Here is a 13,039-nt window from a genome sequence, read left to right on the forward strand (position 1 = left end):
GTGCGCACCTCTCCCGCTTGCTACTGGTTCAAAAGCTTCAACGCCTCCTCGTGAACCCGCGCGTCGCCGGCCGCGATGATGCGGCCGCCGCCCTGGGCCGGCTTGCCTTCCCAGGTGGTGACGACGCCGCCGGCGCCGGTCACGATCGGGATCAGCGCTGCGATGTCGTAGGGCTTCAGCTCGGTCTCGACCACGAGGTCGACGTGGCCGGCCGCCAGCATGCAGTAGGAATAGCAGTCGCCGCCATAGCGCGACAGCCGCGCGCCTTGTTCGATGCGGCCGAAGATGGCGCGGTCGCTCTCGTTCATCAGCAGGGGACTGGTGGTGTAGGTCGTGGCTTCCGACAGCGAGGCGCAGCGGCGGACCTGGAGCCGGCGCTCGCCGGAGGGCCCTTTATAATTGGCCGAACCGTTGTCGCCGGAGAAGCGCTCGCCGATGAAGGGCTGGTGCATCATGCCGTAGACCGGTGCGCCCTTGTGCAGCAGCGCGATCAGCGTACCCCAGATCGGAAAGCCGCCGATGAAGGATTTGGTGCCGTCGATGGGGTCGAGCACCCAGACATAGTCGGCATTGTCCTGCTCATTGCCGAATTCCTCGCCGACGATGCCGTGCTGAGGGAAATTGGCCCTGATCAGCCGCCGCATCACCGCCTCCGCGGCGCGGTCGGCCTCCGTCACGGGGTCGAAATCCTTGGTCTTGCTCTTGTCGTCGATCGACAAGGAGGTGCGGAAGAACGGCAGGATGGTTTCGCCGGAGGCGGTGGCGAGCCGTCCGATGAAGGCGGAAAAGTCGATCACCGTCACGGGAATCCTCGAAGCGAAGGTTGGATGAAGCTGGGCTCCTGCCTAGCTCAATTCCTCCCCCGCGTGCAGCGCTGTCTTGATTTGCTCCCTGGTATTTTGGATGCCGAGGCGCGCTGCCTCATCCCAGTCATCTGCTGGCCAAATATCGATCACGGAGTTGAAAACTTCGTTCCGAAGTTGCCTCGTTGGTATGCAAATGATTATCAACCCATTGAATTTCCTTATCAAAGAAACTGAATCTGGGTTTCTCTGGAAGCAACTGAGCCATGTGCGAATTGCATGGGAAATGGCTCAAAAGGCCTTGCACTTTGTGCGGCGCGGTCGCATATTGTTGCGGTGCGGTAGCGCTTGGCGTTACCGCTGCCCTCCTTGGGCGTTTCCTCCCTAGACTTGGGCCGCTTCTTCATCAGAAGCGGCCCTTTTTTCTGTGCGCCTCTTTTTGCTTCAAGGTGCGTAGCGAAGCGAGCGCGCTTTCGCCTCCAATCGCAGACGACATGATCGTGCGAAGAACGCCGGCCTATTCCGCCGCGGCCTGGAACGGGCCGAGATCGGCGAACGGAATCGTGCTGGCCAGCACGTCGGCGAGAACGCCGAAGTCGGAGGCCACTTGCGCAAAGCGTGCGCTCCGCTCCCGCCGCCGCTCGTCCATGTAGATCGCGCGGTTGAGCTCGAGCTGTACCGCGTGCAGGCCGCTTGCGGGATTGCCGTAATGTTCGGTGATGAAGCCGCCGGCATAGGGCTTGTTGCGGCCGATCGAATAGCCGAGGCCGGTCATCGTCTCCTCGACGCGATCTGAAAGCAGCGGCGTGCAGCTCGTGCCGTAGCGGTCGCCGATCACGACGTCGGGCCGTCGCGGCTCGTCCCTGCTGACACCGACCGAAGGCATCGAGTGGCAATCGACCAGCACCACGGTGCCGAACATCTGGTGCACCTTGTTGATCAGCCGGCGCAGCGCGCGGTGGTAGGGCTTGTACAGCGTCTCGATCCGGCCCAGCGCGTCGTCGACCAGGATACGCTCGCGGTAGATTTCCTGGCCGTCGCCGACCACGCGCGGAATGGTGCCGAGGCCGCCGGCGACGCGCATCGAGCGGGTGTTGGCAAAGCTCGGCAGCCGTCCGCTGAACATGCGGGGGTCGAGCTCATACGGCTCGCGATTGACGTCGACATAGGAGCGGGGAAAGTTGACCCTGACCGTCGGGAAGCCACGGTCGCTCAGATGGCCGATCAGCTCGTCCATGAACGAGTCTTCCGACCGCCGCAGCGTCGGCAGGTCGATCCGCGATGCCGCCAGGAATTCGTCCGGATAGGTCGAGCCCGAATGGGGCGAGTTGAAGATGACAGGCGCGCGCCATTCGGCGGGCTCGAAGATCTCAAAGGCTGGCGACATGTCGCCGTCAAACCGGGTCATCTTCTCAAGCTTCGTCCCTTACTCAGGCTTCGCCCCCTTGGCGCCGCACGATCCGGAAAAGCTCCGGTCCAATGATTCGGCCGGTCAACGGCTCTTATGTGTCGTCATTGTCCGGAATCGCAACCATTCTGCCAAGCGAAAAGATGTGATGGACGCTGGAACATGTCTTAACCGTGCGGGCATCGTGGCGGGGACCAGCCGATTCGGCTCGATTGATTCGGAGCCCGTTCCGGTTCACAAGGGCCGGCAGCGCAGCCGGCCCAAGGTAAAGATTTTCACCCCAAATTTACCCTCTGTCGGGCTTAGTGACCTCTGCTGATATCCTCTGGGGATTCGACGTTTCCTGCCATGGCAAAAATCCTGCTCGCCGAAGACGACAACGACATGCGCCGTTTCCTGGTCAAGGCGCTGGAAAACGCCGGTTTCCAGGTCTCGTCCCATGACAACGGCATGGCCGCCTATCAGCGGCTGCGGGAAGAGCCGTTCGAGATGCTGCTCACCGACATCGTGATGCCGGAGATGGACGGCATCGAGCTCGCCCGCCGCGCCTCGGAACTCGATCCCGACATCAAGATCATGTTCATCACCGGCTTTGCCGCGGTCGCCCTGAACTCGGATTCGGACGCCCCCAAGAACGCCAAGGTGCTGTCCAAGCCTGTGCACCTGCGCGAATTGGTCAGCGAAGTGAACAAGATGCTGGCGGCCTAAATCGGCGCCGTTCCGTCCTTGCGCCGGGTCCCCTGAGCCGTTATAGGGACCCCACCGATGAAATGACCTCTAGGGCACGTAGCTCAGCGGGAGAGCACTACCTTGACATGGTAGGGGTCACAGGTTCGATCCCTGTCGTGCCCACCATCCTTCGCTCGCGAAGCGAGTGAAGGATGCCGCGCCGAAGCCCAACGGGCGAAGGCGGGCTGGTCGCCGCGAGCTTCGGCTCGGCAAGCCCAAACAATTTAGCACTGCTAAGTGCCTACCCGGATCGAGCGAAACGCAATCCAGGGTGTATCCTTTCAGACGCCGTGCCGGATTACGCTTGCGCTCCAATCGGGCTACGCTCCGCATCGTCCCAGGCGCGAAGGTCGCCCATGACAGTATCCGTCATCGAACAGGCAAAGATCCAGGCGCAGGTGCTGGTGCCGCTGGTCAAGGCCTTGCAGGCCGAGATCGGCGAGGCGGAGCTCGGCTTCCTCCTGATCTGCACTGCGGACTTTGCGACCGCGGAAGGGTTTGGTCCCGACATCAAACTCACGCGCACGCAGACGATCATGCAGGGCGCCTCTCATTGCGACTTCCGCTACAAGCGCGATGCGGGCGGATCGCGATGAAGGAATGCGAGCGATGCGGGCGATCTGTGTTGCGATGGCGATGCTGGCGCTGATCGCGTCGTGCGCTGACGCCGCCGTCCACTGGCAAGCCGAACTACAGCGCTGCCGGAGCTTGCGCGAAAACGTGGTGCCGCTGCTTCAGGCCGGGGCCATGATCTCTTCTGCGTCATCCTTGCGAAATCATCGATCTCGTCCCCGACTTCGCAGCACGAAGGGATGATGACCGGAGGCATCGGCAAGCGCGCCAACGCACGACCTGCGCGCACTTTCAGCGGCGCGAACTCTATTCAAATTTCTTTGGAACGTTGGTCAACGACGAGATCGAGCGCTACTTGTTCGGCGACATGGATGCCAAGGGCGCCCAGGATGTTCGGCGCGGTTCCTTCAAGCTCACGGCTGTGTCGCGTCTTTCAAGCGCATAGCTTCGGATCGAGTTGAGCAATCGATATCGCGCGAGACCCTCGCCGGCTTCGATCAATGACTTCGTGACCAACTTGTCGATGACAAGCAGATCATCGAAGGGAGTCAGCAAGACCTGACGAGCGGCCTCGCAGGCTGCATCGAGCGTAAAGGACTCCCTGTAAGCGGACAGATGGTGCAGCACTGCCTTCTCGTCTTCGTCAAGCAGGTTGTAGCTCCAGTCGATCGATGCAGCCATCGTCTGGTGACGCGGCAACGCCGTTCGGTGACCCTGCCAGAACAGCCAGGTATTCGTCTCAAGAGAACCGACGATCTGCGAGAGGCCAAGCGTCGGCACGCGCGTTGCCGCCAGGTTGATGGCAAGTGCCAGTCCGTCCAGTCTGCGGCAAATCTTCGCGACGATCTGTGCGTCGGATTCCGTCAACTCAAATTGGTGTCCGCTCGCTGCGACCTTGTTGATGAACAGGTTGAGTGCTGGATGGGAAAAAAGCCGCTCGGCCGATTGTTCATCTTCGATCGATGGACACTCAAGACCCGAAAGCCGGTACACGTGCTCGCCGTCGGCCTGGAGTGTCTCCCTGCTCGTCGCAAGGACACGTATCTCGGGGGCTTCGCGTAGAATTTTCTCAATTAACGCTGCGGCAGCATCGATCAAATGTTCGCAGCTATCGAAGATCAGCAGCATGCGTCGATCGCGTACAAATTCGAGCATGGCTGCATTCGGATCGCTCGACGGGGCGGTTAGTCCGAAAGAAGATGCCAGCGCGACCGGCAGAAGATGCGGCTCGGTGATCTTTGCAAGATCGAGAAAATGAATGTCGCCCTGGAAGGATGCAAGCTGGTCGTGAGCGACAGCAATGGCGGCTGTTGTCTTTCCGACACCTCCCGGTCCGTGAACGGTGACGAATCGCGTCGTTCTCAGCAGGTCCGAGACCTTGCGCACGTCGTTGTCGCGGCCGACCATTCGGGCCAGCGGCATCGGAAGCCGTTGTGCCTGACCCCGCTCCGTGCCCCGCGCGAGCGCGCCAGTGGATTCGAAGTGGCCGGTGGTCGCGACAAGGCAATAACCCCGGCCGGCTACTGTCTTGATGTAGCGCGCACCGCCAATTCCGTCGCCCAGCGCCTTGCGCAGCCCGACGACCTGCACCCTTAATCCGCCTTCCTCGATGTTGATGCCGGGCCAGACGCGGGCAATGAGCTCGTTCTTGCCGACGACCTCACCCTGTCGTTCCGCCAGCAGGATCAGGATTTCGAGCGAGCGGTTGCCGATTGGGAGCGCGTTGCCGTCCTTGAGCAGGAGCCGCTGACGGGGAAAAAGCCGGTACGGACCAAAAGCGAAGAAGCCCTCTGCGGCGCTGCCTTGTGCCGGCGCATTCGCCTGGGTCGCCCGCGGCAACGTATTGGGAGGGCCTACCGCCGAAACCTCCTGGGTTATGACGGTGTCCGCGGTCATGGCATGCCCTACATGGTCTGCTTGCCGAGGGCGGATTCGATACAACCGAGCAGATCGTCTCGTCCGAATGGCTTGGACAGGAAACAAACTCCGCCGGCGCGTAGGGCTCTATCGCGAACGCGCTTGTCCGGAAAGGCCGTCACGAAAATGGTCGGAATCCTGCGGCCGGAGGCAGTCAGCTTGCCGTGCAGTTCAAGTCCGCTCATATCGGGCATCTGGACATCCAGGATCAGGCAGGAAGTATCGGGCAGCTTGTCGGATTTCAGAAAGTCGTCGGCCGATTCAAACGTGACAGGCGTGTATCCGAACGATTCAACCATGCCGCCCATGGCGACCCGCACCGATTCGTCATCGTCCACGATTGCGATCAAGGGTTCATCGTTCAAGATGCTCTCCTATCGTCCCAGATTGACGGGAAACGGAAGGGGTGACCATTGGCGGAGGCGGCACTCTAGGTGCCGAATTCGTTGCCCGAATTAACCAAGGAGTCGCGGATACTATCGTTTCGTTTAGGTGCGTTGCCGCATTTCACGGCTTTTGCTAGTAAAGTGAGGCGGGCATAGGACGCCTGAAATCGGAGAGCGCCACCTAGGCTCCGATCGCCTTCAAATGGTCAGCGCGGATCGATGAACCAGCCCGTTTCCAGACATGACCGCGTCCTCCCCACAATCGGTATCATGGCTCTCGCGGCTGGCATTTTCGCCGTCGACGTTCTTACGCCGCTCGAAGTGTCGGTCAGCATCCTCTACGTGTTTGTCGTGCTTGTCGTCTCGTCCATCTACGGCCGGACCGGCATCTTGGTCGCCGGGCTGGCTTGCGAGGCATTGACTCTGATCGCGCATCCGTTTTCGCCGGGCGATCCCTGGTCGCATTGGCCGCTGATCGACCGCGTCATCGGTGCTGTCGGCATTGCCATGTCGACCTTGCTGGTGATGCGCAACCAGTCCACGATGGACGCGCTTCAAAGGAGCGAAGCCTTCCTCGCGGAAGCGCAGCAATTGGGCCGCACAGGCAGCGTCGGCTGGCGCGATCCTCGGGGCGAACAGTACTGGTCGCGGGAGACATGGCGCATCTATCGATATGAACCGGGCCAAACGGCGCCCACTCTCGCTGCCATGCTTGCGCGCACGCATCCGGACGACCAAAGGCTGCTTGAGCAGACCATCGAAAAGGCTTTCCGGGAGCAGACAGACTTTGCACTTGAGCATCGGCTGTCGATGCCCGACGGTGAAACTCGCTATGTCCGGATTGTCACCCGCATTGCCAGGGAGTGGGCGGGCGAGGCGGGTTTCGTCGGCGCGGTCATGGATATCACCGCTGCCAGGCGCGCTGCCGACGAACTACAGCGCGCCCAGTCCGACCTCGCCCGCGTAACGCGGGCCACGACCATGGGTCAGCTCGCGGCATCGATCGCACACGAGATCAATCAGCCGCTCACCGGCGTCGTCACCAACGGGCACACCGTGTTGCACTGGCTCAATGAGAGGACGCTGAACCTGGACAAGGCCCGCACGACGGCGGAACGCGTGTTGCGGGATGGTGAGCGCGCGAGCGGTGTCATCCGGCGCATCCAGGGGCTGTTGATGAAGGCGCCGCCGCAGGCCACCGACGTCGACCTCAACGAGTTGATTGGCGGCGTCCTCGACCTGCTGCAAACCGAACTGCGGCTGCGCGATGTGGCGGTGCAGACCCAGCTTGCGCCGGCGCTACCGGCCTTTCTCGGCGATTCCGTCCAGCTTCAGCAGGTTGTCCTCAATCTCGTCATCAATGGAGCGGACGCCATGTCGGAGGTGACCGGCCGACCAAAGGTGCTGGTCGTCGGTTCGCGCGAAGGGGCCGATGGCGAGGGGGTGGTGTTCGTGCGTGACAGCGGCATTGGTCTCGACCGGGAGACGGTGGACAAGATCTTCAGTCCCTTCTTCACGACCAAGGCCAAGGGGATGGGAATGGGATTGACGATTTGCCGCTCCATCATCGAAGCGCATGGTGGACGGCTATGGGCTTCACCCGCGGAACCACACGGCGCGCTATTCCAGTTCATCCTGCCGAACAAGGCGCAGGTCGACCTATGAACGAGGAATCCCCTATCGTCGCGGTCATTGATGACGACGTGTCGGTGCGTGAGTCCATCGAGGGACTGCTGGAGACGGCTGCGCTTCGCGTCGAGCTGTACGCCTCGCCGCGCGAATATCTGCAGGCCAAGCGCAAGGACAATCCGAGCTGCATCATTCTTGACGTCCGCCTGCCCGGTTCGAGCGGATTAGATTTTCAGCGCGAGATGACCGCGGCCGGTATCCGGGCGCCGATCATCTTCGTTACGGGCTATGCCGACGTCCATATGTCCGTCCAGGCCATGAAGGCGGGCGCGGTCGAGTTTCTCACCAAACCCTATCGCGATCAGGATCTGCTGGAAGCGGTGCTGTCGGCCATCGACAAGGACCGGCAGCGTCGGGCGAACGACCGCACTCTGACCGATATCAGGCAGCGCTTCGAAGCGCTGACATCCCGAGAACGCCAGGTGATGGCGCTGACGATCTCCGGCCTGCAGACCAAGCAGATCGCTGGCGCTGCCGGCATACGCGAGGTCACGGTACGGGTGCATCGGCGCGAAATCATGCGGAAGATGAATGCGCGATCTCTGGCTGATCTTGTGAAAATGGGGGAGGCACTCCGGAGCAGGGGTGTCACGCTTGACCCTCATGCGCCGCCCGATGACTAACGCCGTCCAGCTTGTGCACGGAAGCGATCCGAGCAGCCTTGTTCTGTGGGAAGTCATATGAGAGGGCCGATGATCGAGACGGTCCCGAAATCGCGGCAATGCCGGCGACACCTTCGTTGACATGGTAGGGGCACAGGTTCGATCCCTGTCGTGCCCACCACGCTTCGCCTTCGGCTTTGCGTGGCACAGCCTGAATGATTGCGGCGAAGCGTGTCCGGCGTAGCCTAGAGAGCGAAGACGGACTGGTGCGGCCTGCTCGGTATCCATAGGAACGTCCCGTAGCCTGGATGGAGCGCAGCGCAACCCGCGGTTTGCTCCCTGCCGTTTTCCCGGTTTACGCTGTGCATTCGATCCTGGCTAAGATGCAGCCTTCCACGCGAGGCCGCCCATGACCGTGTCCGTCATCGAACAGGCTAAGATCCAGGCGCAGGTGCTGGTGCCGCTGGTCAAGGCATTGCAGGCCGAGCTCGGCGAGCTGCGCGCCAACGCGCTGGTGCGCAAGGCGCTCGGCGATCTCTATCGCCGCTTCGGCGAGGAATTCTGGAAGGCCAAGAACGAGAGCGATCTCGGCAAGGCCGTGTCGTCGGCCTTCCGCACCTATGCCCGCGACGATGCGCTCGCCTATGACGTCATCGAGCATACGCATGACGCGTTCGCTTTCGACGTGACGCGCTGCGCCTATGCCGAATTCTACAAGGCGCTGGGCGAGCCGGAGCTCGGTTTCCTCCTGATCTGCACCGCGGACTTTGCCGCCGCGGAAGGTTTTGGTCCCGACATCAAGCTCACGCGCACGCAGACGATCATGCAAGGCGCCTCCCATTGCGACTTCCGCTACAAGCGCGGCGGAGGCCGATCGCAGTGAGAGAAACGATGCGGGCGAGCTGTCTCGGCGTGGCAATGCTGACGCTGATGGCATCGCGCGCCGACGCCGCGATCGTGGACTGGCAGGCCGAGCTCCAGCGCTGCCGCAGCTTGCGCCAGAACGTGGCGCCGCTGCTTCAGGCCGGCGAGGGGATCTCCGCCATCGGCCGCTCCAAGAGATCCATCCGCCGTTGCATCTGGATCCAACGGTTGGCGGTGCGGAAGAAAATTCCCGGCGCGGAGGTGTGGTAGCCTTGCGGACCATGCTGTTGCCCCACATTCGTACGGACCGTCACCCTGAGGTGGCCGCTTCTTCAGCGGCCCTCGAAGGGCGACGGCCCGGCTGCATCCGGGCCGTTCATCCTTCGAGGCTCCCGGCGCGATGCTTTCGCATCGCGCCACTCGGGCCTCAAGATGACGGAACGTCGAGTTTGCTCCCGCGCAGCAAGTCCTTCAGCCCGGTCGGATAGAGCTCCGGTCCGCCGTCCAGGTCGAGATCGGCAAGATCGAACCAGCGCGCGACGATTTGTTCTCCGTTGTCCTCGCGGAAGTCGATGCGCTCCTGGCCGGCGAATGCGCCATCCGGAAACGCGACATCCGCGATGAACATCACCTCGTGCCCGGTCGATTCCTCGTGCACAAAGATGTTCTCCATCACCAGTGGTTCGCCCATGATGGTGACGTCGATGCGGAGCTCTTCGCTGAATTCCCGTACCAGCGCCGCCCGCCAGCTCTTGCCGAACTCGATCTCGCCGCCGAGCGGGCGCACGCCTTTCACCCGGCCGGCATCGTCGCGCACCTCGGCCGCCAGCAGCCGCCCGCCGCGCCAGTGCAGGCCGATCGCGACGACGCGGATGTGGGGGTGGGGGCGCCAAGTGGTCATAGCGGATCGTTAGTCCGTGTCGCACGCTTTCGCAACGAGGGAGGAGATCGTGTGCTTGCAATGGCGATATGAGAGACCCGGCACCTCGCGATCACCCCACCAGATATTTCTTCACCGCGGCCTCGTCCCACGCAATCCCATTCCCCGGCTCTTCGCCCGGCAGTGCGAAGCCATCCTTGATCGTCAGCCGCGTCGCCAGCACCGCGTCGGCCCAGTCGACATATTCCAGCCAGTGCGCGGTCGGCGTCACGCAGAGCAGATGCGCGCTCACTTCCGAGAACAAGTGCGTCGACATCTCGATGCCGGCGGCGTGCGCCAGCGCGGCGGCGCGGAGCCAGCCGGTGACGCCGCCGATGCGCTGCACGTCGGGCATCACGTAGTCGCAGGCTTCCGCCGAGAGCGCCGCCTGCATCGAGAAGGCGCTGTCGAAATTCTCGCCGATCTGGACCGGCGTATGCAGCGCGTCGGCAATGCGGGCGCAGCCGGGATAATCGTCGTGGCGGATCGGCTCCTCGATCCAGGTGAGGCCCTCGTCGTCGAGCATCTCGCCGCGGCGGATCGCCTCCGTCACCGTCAGCGCCTGGTTGTAGTCGCACATCAGCGTGATCTCGTCGCCGACCGCCTTGCGCACCGCGCGGACGACGGCGAGGTCCTCCCGCGCATCGGGCCGGCCGAAGCGGATCTTCGCCGCCCGAAAGCCCTCGGCCAGCAGCTTGTGGGCTTCCTCGACCGCGGCGCCGGCGGGCATGATGCCGAGCCCCTTCGAATTGTAGGCCCTGACCGGTTCAGGCGCGCCGCCGAGCAGCCGGGCCAGCGGCATGCCGCGTGTGCGGGCCAGCGCGTCCCAGGCCGCCATGTCGATGCCGGATTGGGCCAGCCGTTGCAGACCGGCGAGGCCCAGCAGCGTGAAGCGCTGGGTCAGCTTGCGCTCGATCTCGACCGGCAGCAGTTCGTCGCCGGCGAGCAGGTCTGACATTTCCGTGACCATCGCCGTCAGCGGCTTCAAGGCCGAGGGCGTGATCGAGAACAGATAGGCGTGGCCCACCGCGCCCTGGTCAGTCTCGCAGTCGATCAGCAGCAGCGGCGCCCTGGCGATTGCTCCGGTCGAGGTCTGGAGCGGCAGGTTCATCGGCACGATCACGGGGCGCGCGTGGAAGCGCTTGATGCGAATGGTCTCGGTCATGGGCTTCTCCCGGCGGGGCGGATGCAGACGCGGCCGATCTTAAGCATCCGTGATGAAACGAAAAGGGCGCCTGGCCCGACCACCATAAAATGGGGTTGCGCGGGCCCGCAATTGTTGGCTCTGTGCTGCCGCATTCTTTGCCGCAGATTCCGACGGGTTTGCGACAAAATCGCACACAGCGGAGCCACAGAGTGAAACAAGAGATCGCCGAAGATCAGCGCAAGAGCGGCATTCTCACGGGCGCCGTGATCGCCTTCCTGCTGCTCGCCCTGCCGCTCGCGGTGTGGCTGGACCTGACCGAGCTGAGCAAGGCGGCGCTGCGCCGGCAGGCCATCGATCTCAACTCGGTGATCACGAGCGTGCGCAGCTACTACGCGACCAACGTGGTCGGGCGGGTGCTGGCCAATCCCAACGGCACGACGCGGGTGGTGCACAATTACGAATCCATCCCCGGCGCGATCCCGATTCCGGCAACGCTGTCGCTCGAGCTCGGCCGGGTGATCGGCGCGCAGCAGGAGAATATCACCTACCGCTTCGTCTCCGACTTCCCGTTCCAGAACCGTGCCCCGCACCAGCTCGACAAGTTCGAGAAGGACGCGCTCGATGCGCTGCGGAAGGATCCCGAGCAGAAGATCGTCGAGACCGAGACCTCGCTGTTCAACGACAAGGTCCGCCTGGTCGCCCCCGTCACCATGGGGCCGGCCTGCGTGAGCTGCCACAACAGCCACCCCGAAAGCCCGAAGACGGACTGGAAGGTGGGCGATGTCCGCGGCATCCAGGAGGTGATCATCGCCCAGCCGATCGCCGCCAACATCTTCTCGTTCAAGTTCCTGCTGGCCTATTTCGTGATCGCCGCCGCCAGCGGCCTGTCGTTCCTCTCGCTGCAGCGCCGCCAGGCGCGCCGCATCAAGGGCATGAACAAGGAGCTCGAATCCGCCAACGACTTCCTCGCCTCGCTCTCGATGAAGATCTCGCGCTACATCCCGCCGCAGGTCTACAAGTCTATTTTCAGCGGCCAGAAGGACGTCACCATCCATACCGAGCGCAAGAAGCTCACCATCTTCTTCTCCGACATCCAGAATTTCACGGCGACCGCCGAGCGGCTGCAGCCGGAGCAACTGACGCAGCTCCTCAACGAATATTTCACGGAAATGTCGGCGATCGCCCACGAATATGGCGGCACCATCGACAAGTTCATCGGCGACGCCATGCTGATCTTCTTCGGCGATCCCGAGACCAGGGGCGACCGCGCCGATGCGCAGGCCTGCCTGCAGATGGCCTGGCGCATGCAGCAGCGCCTCGCCGAGCTCAATGCGAAATGGCGCGCCTCCGGCATCGAGCAGCCGTTCCGCTCGCGCATGGGCATCAACTCGGGCTATTGCAATGTCGGCAATTTCGGCAGCGCCGACCGCATGGACTACACCATCATCGGTGCGGAGGCGAACCTCGCCGCGCGCCTGCAATCGATCGCCGAACCCGGCGGCATCGTGCTGAGCTACGAGACCTTCGCCCTCGTCAGCGACATCGTCCGCGCGCACGCGCTGCCGGCGATCACGATGAAGGGTATCAGCCGCGAGGTCATTCCCTATTCGGTGGACGCGCTGAGCGACGCGGCGGCGGAGAACAGCGGTATCATCACCGAGCGCGCCCCGGGCCTCGAACTCTATCTCGACCCCGCCGTGGTGAAGTCAGGCGACGCGGCCCGCGTGCGCTCGCTGCTGGAAAACGCGCTGGCCTCGCTCAAGCCGGCGTGAAGGCGGCGGCGGCGCGTAACGTTCGTTTCGATCGCGAGAGTCCCCGTGCGGCACCCCTCTCCCTAACCCTCCCCCGCAAGGGGGGAGGGAACATACCTTTGTTGTGGCGCGAGCTCGTTCTCATCATTGCCATGGCGCAGCGAGGTACAGTGTAACGGCGCATCCTGTTGCGCTCCCTCCCCCCTTGCGGGGGAGGGCGGGGGAGAGGGGTGGCCCAGCAAATGGTAGGA

Annotated in this window: 14 protein-coding genes and 1 tRNA gene; 9 read left to right on the top strand and 6 right to left on the bottom strand. The window is 63.1% G+C overall.

Features of this window, described 5'->3' with window-relative positions; all coding sequences use genetic code 11:
- Window positions 1–20: 20 nt before the first annotated feature.
- Window positions 21–803, bottom strand: coding sequence for a histidinol-phosphatase (hisN, locus tag H1B27_RS10925; RefSeq protein ID WP_061879246.1), 783 nt, complete (start codon window positions 801–803; stop codon window positions 21–23).
- Between the two features lie 24 nt (window positions 804–827).
- Between hisN and H1B27_RS10930 the strand changes: the two genes are divergently transcribed.
- Window positions 828–1,040: a hypothetical protein gene (locus tag H1B27_RS10930; RefSeq protein ID WP_156505001.1), complete on the top strand. Its 213-nt coding sequence runs from the start codon at window positions 828–830 to the stop codon at window positions 1,038–1,040.
- A gap of 280 nt (window positions 1,041–1,320) precedes the next feature.
- On the opposite strand, the gene H1B27_RS10935 is transcribed toward H1B27_RS10930, so the two are convergent.
- Entirely contained in the window at window positions 1,321–2,211 is an 891-nt protein-coding gene (locus H1B27_RS10935; protein ID WP_061879247.1) for an N-formylglutamate amidohydrolase, read from the bottom strand.
- Window positions 2,212–2,559: 348 nt separating this feature from the next.
- Here H1B27_RS10935 and cpdR point away from each other — a divergent pair, with 348 nt between their 5' ends.
- The 3 genes from cpdR to H1B27_RS10950 all read left to right on the top strand — a co-directional run bounded on the left by cpdR (window position 2,560) and on the right by H1B27_RS10950 (window position 3,536).
- Window positions 2,560–2,919: a cell cycle two-component system response regulator CpdR gene (gene cpdR, locus H1B27_RS10940; protein WP_028179810.1), complete on the top strand. Its 360-nt coding sequence runs from the start codon at window positions 2,560–2,562 to the stop codon at window positions 2,917–2,919.
- Window positions 2,920–2,991: 72 nt separating this feature from the next.
- Window positions 2,992–3,066: transfer RNA gene (locus H1B27_RS10945), tRNA-Val, on the top strand.
- Window positions 3,067–3,296: 230 nt separating this feature from the next.
- The gene (locus H1B27_RS10950; RefSeq protein WP_197966058.1) at window positions 3,297–3,536 is read left to right on the top strand and encodes an L-2-amino-thiazoline-4-carboxylic acid hydrolase; all 240 of its coding nucleotides are present in this window, start codon (window positions 3,297–3,299) and stop codon (window positions 3,534–3,536) included.
- Window positions 3,537–3,864: 328 nt separating this feature from the next.
- Here H1B27_RS10950 and H1B27_RS10955 read toward each other — a convergent pair whose 3' ends face one another.
- On the bottom strand, window positions 3,865–5,409 hold the full coding sequence (locus H1B27_RS10955; protein ID WP_197966059.1) for an ATP-binding protein: 1,545 nt from the start codon (window positions 5,407–5,409) through the stop codon (window positions 3,865–3,867).
- Window positions 5,410–5,417: 8 nt separating this feature from the next.
- Window positions 5,418–5,798 (bottom strand): response regulator transcription factor, encoded by a 381-nt coding sequence (locus tag H1B27_RS10960; protein WP_197966096.1) that lies wholly within the window; start codon window positions 5,796–5,798, stop codon window positions 5,418–5,420.
- 237 nt (window positions 5,799–6,035) lie between these two features.
- Between H1B27_RS10960 and H1B27_RS10965 the strand changes: the two genes are divergently transcribed.
- The 4 genes from H1B27_RS10965 (at window position 6,036) to H1B27_RS10980 (ending at window position 9,241) form a co-directional block, all read left to right on the top strand.
- A complete protein-coding gene (locus tag H1B27_RS10965; protein ID WP_210343298.1) occupies window positions 6,036–7,481 on the top strand; it encodes a sensor histidine kinase in 1,446 nt (481 codons plus the stop codon).
- Window positions 7,478–8,128 (top strand): response regulator transcription factor, encoded by a 651-nt coding sequence (locus tag H1B27_RS10970; RefSeq protein WP_061879068.1) that lies wholly within the window; start codon window positions 7,478–7,480, stop codon window positions 8,126–8,128. The genes H1B27_RS10965 and H1B27_RS10970 overlap by 4 nt, the downstream gene beginning before the upstream one ends.
- A gap of 388 nt (window positions 8,129–8,516) precedes the next feature.
- Window positions 8,517–8,990 carry an L-2-amino-thiazoline-4-carboxylic acid hydrolase gene (locus H1B27_RS10975; protein ID WP_197966061.1) on the top strand — a complete coding sequence of 158 codons (474 nt, stop codon included), beginning with the start codon at window positions 8,517–8,519 and terminating at the stop codon, window positions 8,988–8,990.
- Between the two features lie 8 nt (window positions 8,991–8,998).
- Window positions 8,999–9,241: a hypothetical protein gene (locus H1B27_RS10980; RefSeq protein WP_197966062.1), complete on the top strand. Its 243-nt coding sequence runs from the start codon at window positions 8,999–9,001 to the stop codon at window positions 9,239–9,241.
- Window positions 9,242–9,398: 157 nt separating this feature from the next.
- Here the strand turns inward: H1B27_RS10980 and H1B27_RS10985 are convergent, their stop codons facing one another.
- Together H1B27_RS10985 and H1B27_RS10990 are read right to left on the bottom strand one after the other, a co-directional pair.
- Window positions 9,399–9,872, bottom strand: coding sequence for an NUDIX hydrolase (locus tag H1B27_RS10985; RefSeq protein WP_197966063.1), 474 nt, complete (start codon window positions 9,870–9,872; stop codon window positions 9,399–9,401).
- Window positions 9,873–9,963: 91 nt separating this feature from the next.
- Window positions 9,964–11,055 carry an enolase C-terminal domain-like protein gene (locus H1B27_RS10990; protein WP_197966064.1) on the bottom strand — a complete coding sequence of 364 codons (1,092 nt, stop codon included), beginning with the start codon at window positions 11,053–11,055 and terminating at the stop codon, window positions 9,964–9,966.
- Between the two features lie 191 nt (window positions 11,056–11,246).
- On the opposite strand from H1B27_RS10990, the gene H1B27_RS10995 reads away from it, so the two are divergent.
- Window positions 11,247–12,809 carry an adenylate/guanylate cyclase domain-containing protein gene (locus H1B27_RS10995; protein WP_197966065.1) on the top strand — a complete coding sequence of 521 codons (1,563 nt, stop codon included), beginning with the start codon at window positions 11,247–11,249 and terminating at the stop codon, window positions 12,807–12,809.
- Window positions 12,810–13,039: the final 230 nt, after the last annotated feature.

This window comes from Bradyrhizobium diversitatis (assembly GCF_016031635.1).
Taxonomy (GTDB): domain Bacteria; phylum Pseudomonadota; class Alphaproteobacteria; order Rhizobiales; family Xanthobacteraceae; genus Bradyrhizobium; species Bradyrhizobium diversitatis.

Excerpts from the sequence above, each read along its gene's own strand:
- H1B27_RS10930 (WP_156505001.1), top strand. The coding sequence starts at position 828 with ATGAAGCTGGGCTCCTGCCTAGCTCAATTCCTCCCCCGCGTGCAGCGC.
- H1B27_RS10935 (WP_061879247.1), bottom strand. The coding sequence starts at position 2,211 with ATGACCCGGTTTGACGGCGACATGTCGCCAGCCTTTGAGATCTTCGAG.
- cpdR (WP_028179810.1), top strand. The coding sequence starts at position 2,560 with ATGGCAAAAATCCTGCTCGCCGAAGACGACAACGACATGCGCCGTTTC.
- H1B27_RS10950 (WP_197966058.1), top strand. The coding sequence starts at position 3,297 with ATGACAGTATCCGTCATCGAACAGGCAAAGATCCAGGCGCAGGTGCTG.
- H1B27_RS10955 (WP_197966059.1), bottom strand. The coding sequence starts at position 5,409 with ATGACCGCGGACACCGTCATAACCCAGGAGGTTTCGGCGGTAGGCCCT.
- H1B27_RS10965 (WP_210343298.1), top strand. The coding sequence starts at position 6,036 with ATGAACCAGCCCGTTTCCAGACATGACCGCGTCCTCCCCACAATCGGT.
- H1B27_RS10970 (WP_061879068.1), top strand. The coding sequence starts at position 7,478 with ATGAACGAGGAATCCCCTATCGTCGCGGTCATTGATGACGACGTGTCG.
- H1B27_RS10975 (WP_197966061.1), top strand. The coding sequence starts at position 8,517 with ATGACCGTGTCCGTCATCGAACAGGCTAAGATCCAGGCGCAGGTGCTG.
- H1B27_RS10980 (WP_197966062.1), top strand. The coding sequence starts at position 8,999 with ATGCGGGCGAGCTGTCTCGGCGTGGCAATGCTGACGCTGATGGCATCG.
- H1B27_RS10985 (WP_197966063.1), bottom strand. The coding sequence starts at position 9,872 with ATGACCACTTGGCGCCCCCACCCCCACATCCGCGTCGTCGCGATCGGC.
- H1B27_RS10990 (WP_197966064.1), bottom strand. The coding sequence starts at position 11,055 with ATGACCGAGACCATTCGCATCAAGCGCTTCCACGCGCGCCCCGTGATC.